Here is a 5,494-nt window from a genome sequence, read left to right as displayed (position 1 = left end):
AGAGGAAATCTTCTTCCTTTTTCTCTGTTCTTTTACTTTTCATGCAAAAAACCTGCTCTGGCTTGATTGTCACAGCAGGTTTTTCTACAAGCTGACAGCACCGGCAACTTGTTTGCCGGTGCTGTTTTTTGCATAGGGGAATCAGTGGGCAGGTTTGTCCACCTTTTCGTTGTTGATCTTGGAATACATGATCTGCTGGCCGGAGTAAAGGCTGTATTGTCCGCTGAGCAGGTAGCTCACCGCGCAGGCCAGCGCGAACAGCAGCATGGACTCGGCTCCGAACAGCTCCACCCCCAGCACGATGCTGGCAAAGGGGCAGTTGGTCACGGCGCAGAAGGTGGCCACCAGCGCCACCGCCGCCGCAAGGCCCGGATCCAGCCCCAGCAGCGGCCCCACAAGGCAGCCGAAGGTGGAGCCCACAAAGAAGGTGGGCACGATCTCGCCGCCCCGGAAGCCGCACCCCAGTGTGAGGGCGGTGAGCAGCAGCTTGAACAAAAAGGCCAGCGGGTGATCCAGCACGCCTTCGGTGATGGCCCGCTCGATCACCTGCATGCCGGCGCCGTTGTATTCCCGGGTGCCCAGCAACAGGGTGCAGCCGATGATCAGCGCCGAGCCGACCAGAATGCGCAGGTACTGGTTGGGCAGCCAGGTCTGATACAAATGGCTGGCGGTGTGCATCACAATGCACAGCAGCATGCCCACCAGCGCGCAGCCCACGCCCAGAATCACCACCCGCCAGGAGTTGCCCCAGTTAAGGCCGCTGGCCTTGTGGATCACAAAGTGCTCCGGCACCGCGCCCAGTGCCCGGGAAACGCCGTAGGCCATCAGGCTGGACATGGTGCAGGGCAGCAGGGCAGCGTGGTAGACAACGCCCACGCTGATTACCTCGATGCTGAAGATGGTGGCGGTGAGCGGGGTGCCGAACAGGGCGCTGAACACCGCGCTCATGCCGCACAGCACCATGAAATGCTGGCTGGGCTGGTTCAGACGCAGCTTTTCCCCCAGCCAGCCGCCCATACTGCCGCCGATCTGCAGTGCGGCGCCCTCACGCCCGGCGCTGCCGCCCAGAAGATGGGTGATGAAGGTGGCGAAGATAATCAGCGGGGTCATGCGCAGCGGCGCACGCTGGCCGCTGCGGGCGCTTTCAATCACCTGATTGGTTCCCCGCTCGGTGCTCATGCTGCACAGCTGATACACCGCAACGATGGCAAGGCCGCCCACCGGCAGCAGCCACAGCAGCTCCGGGTGTGCTGCCCGCACCCGGTTGGCCCAGCTTACCATATGGTAAAACACCGCGCCCACCGCGCCGCCTGCAAGGCCCATCAGCCCGGAGCAGATCACCCACATCAGAAAGGTTTCGCTGTAAGGGAACAGTCCCTCGGCAATGTTGGTCAGCGCCTCTTTGCGCCGCAGATTCATGCTACCGCCTCCTACCGGCCCCACCGGGCCGCTTTCCTCAATGATACCGGCTCATATTATAGCAAATCCGCGGAAAAATTTGAAGGTGCAGGCCTTTTGTGCTATGATAGAAACCAGCAAAACGAGCAACAGGAAACGGAGCGTGGCACAATGAAACAGGGCTTTGAGAACAGTGGTCTTGCCCAGGAGGTTTTGGGTTTCCACTGCCCCCGCTGGGCCGAGCTGCCCGGCATCGCGCTGTATATGGATCAGGTCACCGGATATATCAACGAGATCTTTTCCCCCATCGCGCCCCAGGAGCAGCAGATCACCCTGACCAAGGCGATGGTGAACAATTATGTGAAGCAGCGGGTGATGAGCCCGCCGGTGAATAAAAAATACGACCGGGCCCACATGGCCTATCTGGTTACCATCTGCGCGCTGAAGCAGGTGTTCAGCATTCCGGAAATCGGCAGCATGATTCAGGCCCAGATGGACCATTGCCCGGTGGAGCAGGCCTACGACTGCTTCTGCCAGGAGCTGGAGAATGCCCTGCAGGCGGTGTTCCAGGGCCAGGCGGCTCCCACCCGGATCGGCAGCGAGCAGAACCCTGCGGCGATTACCCTGCTGCGGGGTGCGGTGCAGGCCTATGCCAGCAAGGTGTATGTACAAAAGCGGCTGGCTTTTGCCGAACAGGCCGGCGGGCAGGAATAAGGAGATGGATAAAATGAAGATCGAACAAGTGCAGATGATCTGTTTTTCCGGCACCGGAACCACTCGGGCGGTGGCGCAGGCGGTGGCCCAGGGGACCGGCCTGCCGGTAAAGGAATGGGATTGTCTGCCGCAGCGGGCAAACGCTCCCTTCCAGCCGGATGAGCATACCCTGACCATTCTGGCGGTGCCTTCCTTTGGCGGGCGTGCGCCGGCTCCCATGGCGCAGCGTCTGGAGCAGATGAAGGGCTGCGGCCCGGTGGTGCTGCTCAGCGTGTACGGCGCCCGCGCCAGTGAGGACACACTGGTGGAGCTGTATGATCTGGCGGAAAAGACCGGTTACCAGCCCATCGCCGCCGGAGAATTCGTGGCCAGACATTCCATTGCCACCCGGATCGCGGCCCATCGGCCGAGTGAGGATGACCTGGCGCAGGCGCGTGAATTGGGCAAGCAGGCACTGGAGCTGGCGGAAGGTCTGGCTCCGGAGGCCCGGCCGGTGCTGGAGATTCCGGGAAACCGGCCCTACAAAAAATTCGGCGGCAGTGCGGCCCGCCCGCTGGCAAGCGATGCGTGCGTGGAATGCGGTCGCTGTGCCGACCAGTGCGCTGTGGGAGCCATCCCGGCGGAGAATCCCCGCGAGACCGATCACACCGTCTGCATCACCTGCATGCGCTGCGTGGCGGTTTGCCCCATGCAGGCCCGCAGCCTGCCTGCGGCGGCACAGGCGGCCACACTGGAAAAACTGAGTAAGATCTGCGATGAGAATCGGGCAAATCAAACCTGGCTTGCCTGCTGAACAAGATGAAAAAAGCCCGTTTCCGGATTTTCCGGAAACGGGCTTTTTTGCTGAATTACTCCTGGCTGAACTGGTTCTTGCCAACGCCGCACAGGGGGCACTCAAAATCCTCGGGAACATCGGCCCACAGGGTGCCGGGGGCGATGCCGCCGTCCTCGTAGCCTTCCGCCTCGTCGTAAACCCAGCCGCACACGTCGCATACAAAACGATTCATAACCAATACTCCTTTTTCTCTATTTCAAGTTCAGATGAATTTTTTGGGAGGGACCGTTTGGTCCATGGCATTAGTATATGCGACAGAAAAGAAAAATCATGTTGCCATGGCAACAAAAATCAGCTCATGCTCAGAATGCGGCGGGCTGCGTCGGCAATGTAGTCGGCCAGCGGAAGCTCGGGCAGGCCGCCGATCTGCACCCCGCATTTGCTCACCGGAATCAGCACCTTGCGGGCGGGGGAATCCGCCACCGCCAGCGCCATGGCGGGGCTGCATTCGCCCATCATGCTGTTGGCCATCACAATGCCCAGCGGCCCGGCGATCACGTCCGCCCGGCGGGCATTCACAATCACGGCATTTTCGCCGGTGGCTCCGGCGCTGGCACCGGCCTTGATCATGGCGCCGGTGGCAACGGCGTTGGTGCCCACTGCCAGAATCTCGCCGGTGCAGCCGCCGGCCCGCAGCTTTTCGATCAGGGCACGGCCGAACCCGCCGCCCTGACCGTCGATCACAACGATTTTCATGCAAAAACCTCGCTTTTTCTCTTGTTACAGCAGCGGTGCAAACAGGCGCAGAACCAGCTGGGCCACCCGCTTGGGCAGCGGGGTCTTGTAGGTGTCCTCCAGGAATACCTCGTTGCTCACACTCATGCACTCCTCCAGATCGGCCCGCACGTCCTGCACCATCTGGCCGCCATAGAAGGCGCAGCAGTTCTCAAAATGCAGATACAGGCTGCGGTAGTCCATGTTGGCGCTGCCAACGATGGCGGTTTTATCGTCCGACACATACATCTTGGCATGGATGAAGCCGGGGGTGTATTCAAAGATGCGCACGCCGGCTTCCAGCAGCACCCGGTAGTAGCTCTGGGTCACCCAGTACACATACCATTTGTCCGGAATGCCGGGGGTGATGATCCGCACGTCCACGCCGCTTTTGGCGATCAGGGTCAGGGTGGTGATCATCTCGTTGTCCACCACCAGATAGGGGGTGGCGATGTAAACATAGTTGGTGGCCTGCTGGAGCACGTTGAAATAGGCGTTCTCGGCCACGTTTTCCTCGTCCAGAGGGCTGTCGCCGTAGGACTGCACAAACCCCCGGGCGGTGTAACGCAGGGTGGGGGCGTAGTCTTTGGGGTTGCTCACGCTGCCGGTGGTAAAATCCCACATTTCCAGGAACAGCGCCGTCAGCGACTGCACGCCGCTGCCCTTGAGCATCAGGCCGGTATCCTTCCAGATGCCGAACCGCTTTTTCCGGTTGATGTATTCATCGGAAAAATTCAGCCCGCCGGTAAAGCCCACGTTGCCATCGATCACGGTGATCTTGCGGTGATCCCGGTGGTTGAGCATGGTGTAGTCCGAAATCCGGCCGGACAACCGGGGCGGCGCGAAAGGATAGCATTTGATGCCCTTGCGCCGCAGGTATTCGTCGTATTTTTCCGGCAGAGTAAACATGCAGCCGAAGGCATCGAACAAAAGGCGCACGTCCACGCCCTCGGCGGCCTTCTGGGTAAGGATCTCCAGCGTGGTATCCCACATATAGCCGGGCTTGATGATGAAATATTCCATGAAGATGAAGTGCTTTGCGCCCTTCAATTCCTCCAGAAAGCGGGGGAAGAAGTCCTGCCCCCAGGCGTAGTACTCGCTCTGGGTATCGCCATACAGCGGCGCGCCGGCGCAGCGGGAAAGATAGGTGGCACTGCGGGCCAGATTTTTGTCCTTCACCCGAAGGCGGCGCATGGGCTCCGGGTCCTGGGGGAGGGATTTGGTTCCCCGTTCGGTAATGGCTTCCAGCCGCCTGGCATGGCTGTTTCCGGTGTTCCGGTGGCCCCAGAACAGATAAAACAGGGTTCCGGTGGGCGGCATGACAAGAATCAGGATCAGCCACATGATCTTGTAGACCGGGTTGACCTTGTCCTTATCCAGCAGCGTGAGCACCGCCAGGGCGCTGAGCAGCATCAGGAACAGATAAAAATAGGGGAAAAACCGCCCCAGACCAAGGGCGATACCAACCACCAGCGTGATCTGCAGCAGCAGCAAAACCGCAAAGAAAAAGCTGCGGGACAAAAGGCCCCGGCCCAGCTTTTTGCGGGCTTTGTGTACCTTCTTCATTTCCATAATGATAAAATGCCTCCTGCATGAAAAGAAAAAGCAAAAAGGGAAAATCCTTTGGGGGATATTATAACACAGTTTCCACACAAAATCGACGAAAAGCCTCCGGCGAAAGAAAAAGAGCGTACGCAGCGCGTACGCTCTTGCAGCCTGTCGAAAAAGGAAAGGGAATGCGGTATAATAGTGTGGGGGGATAAAAATGCTGGTAAAGAACGCAGAAAATCGAGGACAGCTGGAATTTGTAAGTTTGGAAAATATGGTCCCACA

The 5,494-nt window shown here is 59.4% G+C and carries 7 protein-coding genes; 2 read left to right on the top strand and 5 right to left on the bottom strand.

The window, feature by feature from the left end:
• Window positions 1-141: 141 nt before the first annotated feature.
• Window positions 142-1,419 carry a chloride channel protein gene (locus EDD77_RS17715; RefSeq protein ID WP_058963676.1) on the bottom strand — a complete coding sequence of 426 codons (1,278 nt, stop codon included), beginning with the start codon at window positions 1,417-1,419 and terminating at the stop codon, window positions 142-144.
• A 150-nt stretch (window positions 1,420-1,569) separates the two neighbouring features.
• Between EDD77_RS17715 and EDD77_RS17710 the strand changes: the two genes are divergently transcribed.
• Together EDD77_RS17710 and EDD77_RS17705 are read left to right on the top strand one after the other, a co-directional pair.
• A complete protein-coding gene (locus EDD77_RS17710; protein ID WP_058963675.1) occupies window positions 1,570-2,112 on the top strand; it encodes a DUF1836 domain-containing protein in 543 nt (180 codons plus the stop codon).
• A gap of 13 nt (window positions 2,113-2,125) precedes the next feature.
• Window positions 2,126-2,905 (top strand): 4Fe-4S dicluster domain-containing protein, encoded by a 780-nt coding sequence (locus EDD77_RS17705; RefSeq protein ID WP_058963674.1) that lies wholly within the window; start codon window positions 2,126-2,128, stop codon window positions 2,903-2,905.
• Between the two features lie 55 nt (window positions 2,906-2,960).
• Here the strand turns inward: EDD77_RS17705 and EDD77_RS17700 are convergent, their stop codons facing one another.
• From EDD77_RS17700 to EDD77_RS18345, 4 genes are all read right to left on the bottom strand, one after another.
• Window positions 2,961-3,119 carry a rubredoxin gene (locus EDD77_RS17700; protein ID WP_058963673.1) on the bottom strand — a complete coding sequence of 53 codons (159 nt, stop codon included), beginning with the start codon at window positions 3,117-3,119 and terminating at the stop codon, window positions 2,961-2,963.
• A gap of 119 nt (window positions 3,120-3,238) precedes the next feature.
• Window positions 3,239-3,643 (bottom strand): DUF3842 family protein, encoded by a 405-nt coding sequence (locus tag EDD77_RS17695; RefSeq protein WP_058963672.1) that lies wholly within the window; start codon window positions 3,641-3,643, stop codon window positions 3,239-3,241.
• A gap of 24 nt (window positions 3,644-3,667) precedes the next feature.
• The gene (cls, locus tag EDD77_RS17690) at window positions 3,668-5,233 is read right to left on the bottom strand and encodes a cardiolipin synthase (protein WP_058963671.1); all 1,566 of its coding nucleotides are present in this window, start codon (window positions 5,231-5,233) and stop codon (window positions 3,668-3,670) included.
• The coding region (locus EDD77_RS18345; RefSeq protein WP_207667965.1) for a hypothetical protein at window positions 5,224-5,494 on the bottom strand (271 nt) is incomplete at its 5' end. The genes cls and EDD77_RS18345, both read right to left, overlap by 10 nt.

It is taken from the genome of Allofournierella massiliensis (genome assembly GCF_004345265.1).
GTDB classification, from domain to species: domain Bacteria; phylum Bacillota; class Clostridia; order Oscillospirales; family Ruminococcaceae; genus Allofournierella; species Allofournierella massiliensis.
This window is presented reverse-complemented; position numbering and strand designations above follow the sequence as displayed.